This window comes from Haloferax sp. Atlit-12N (genome assembly GCF_003383095.1).
Lineage (GTDB): Archaea > Halobacteriota > Halobacteria > Halobacteriales > Haloferacaceae > Haloferax.
This window is the reverse complement of the sequence record NZ_PSYW01000034.1, coordinates 1-1,756: the sequence shown is the minus strand read 5'-3', so window position 1 is coordinate 1,756 and position 1,756 is coordinate 1. Positions and strand designations below refer to the sequence as shown.

At 60.8% G+C, this 1,756-nt stretch carries 2 protein-coding genes; both read right to left on the bottom strand.

Features of this window, described 5'->3' with window-relative positions:
• A partial coding sequence (kdgK1, locus tag C5B90_RS19810) for a bifunctional 2-dehydro-3-deoxygluconokinase/2-dehydro-3-deoxygalactonokinase (RefSeq protein WP_148708269.1) occupies positions 1-836 on the bottom strand: 836 nt, incomplete at its 3' end.
• Entirely contained in the window at positions 833-1,471 is a 639-nt protein-coding gene (locus tag C5B90_RS19805) for a bifunctional 4-hydroxy-2-oxoglutarate aldolase/2-dehydro-3-deoxy-phosphogluconate aldolase (RefSeq protein WP_115883625.1), read from the bottom strand. The genes C5B90_RS19805 and kdgK1, both read right to left, overlap by 4 nt.
• Between the last annotated feature and the right edge of the window lie 285 nt (positions 1,472-1,756).

Here is a 1,756-nt window from a genome sequence, read left to right as displayed (position 1 = left end):
GCGTCGCCGACGGTGTCGCCGGCAATGTGTCGTGAGAGGTATGCGCCGACGAACGCATCACCGGTGCCAATCGCGTCCACCGTCTCCGTCTCGAACGCCGGTTGGTCGTACACCGTTCCGTCGTTGAGGGCAAGCGCACCCTCATCACCACGAGTGACGATTACTGTCTCGAAATCGAAGTCGTCTACTAGCCCTCCGGCGAGTGCTCGAGCGTCGCCTTCGCGGTCGAGGACGTGGCGGATGTCGCGCTCGGCCGCGACAAGAATATCGACGTCAGAAAAGAATGACTCACACGTTGCCTTCGCTTCAGCCGGCGACCAGAGCTTTCCCCGGTAGTTGAGGTCGAACGCGGTCGTCGTTCCCGCCGACTGTGCGTCAGCGAGTAGTTCGGCCGTCGTCGCTTCGAGCGTCTCCGAGAGTGCGGGAGTGATACCGCTCGTGTAGAACACGTTGGCGTTACGAATCGCGTCCCGATCGAGTTCGTCCGACTCGGCGGTGGTGACGGCTGCGTCGGCCCGGTCGTAGATGACCGTTGTCGGTCGAGGTGCTGCTCCCTGCTCGATATAGTATGTTCCTTGGCGTGACGACGTACTCCACGCAACTCGGGGGTCAACACCGTGGGTTTGGATTTCGTTCGTCACGCGGCGGCCAAGCGCCGAGTCCGGGAGCTTTGAGAGCCAGCAGGCGTCGGTGCCGAGTCGTGCCGCCGCAATGGCAACGTTGCTCTCTGCCCCCGCCGTTCGGAAGTCGAGTTCCGTCGCAGTTTCCAACCGTTCGCCCGCAGGTGGACTCAGCCGAAGCATCGTCTCGCCGAAGGTGACGAGGTCGGGTGTCATCGGTACTCCTCGGCGATTGCGACGAACTCGCTGGCTGCGTCGGTCAGCGTACTAAAGTCGCCCGCGGCGATGGCCTCACCGTCGACGATGGAACTGCCGACGCCGAGGGCAACCGCGCCGGCTTCGAAGAACGCTGCCGCGTTGTCGGTCGAGACGCCACCCGTCGGTATCAGCGGGACTTGCGGGAGTGGCCCGTTTATCGCCCTTATTTGTTTGGGGCCGACAGCTGACGCAGGGAATAGTTTACAGAAGTCTGCGCCGGCCTCAGTCGCGGTGAGCGCCTCGGTTGGCGTCATCACGCCCGTCGCAATAGGCGTGTCGTACCGGTTGCAGGTCTCGATGACGTCCGTGTTCACCGTCGGGGTGACGACGAACTCAGCACCGGCGAGTTGGACGGCCCGTGCAGTCTCCGGGTCGAGAACCGTCCCCGCACCGATGGCAACATCCTCGACGCTGTTGGAGACCTCTCGAATCATGTCCACCGCGCCCGGTGTATTGGCTGTAATCTCGATCGCGTTGACGCCACCGGCTGCGATAGCACGAACGATGTCGGGTGCGACAGCTGAATCGATGCCACGCACGATCGCGATGATTCCAGGATCGATGATACGCTGGTGAACCGAGACTTCACTCATAGGTACATCTACGACTCCGGGTGGACCAGTATAACTTCTTGTGATGGTGGCACCACTTGGACTCAAGAAAGAAATCCAGTCGTACAAATGGTTGATGCTGACCAAGCGTTCGCATCCTCTGAGTGTTGTAGTGGACTCCCAGCGGAACTGCAACGCTTGGCCGGCGGCAGTGCTTCCCTGAGGAAGCAACAAATCATACTGTGCTGTTACACACAGCACTACCTCTCTCAACAATACTTGCGACTATCGACCAGTCTTGCGTGTAGAGATTCCCGGTTGACTGAC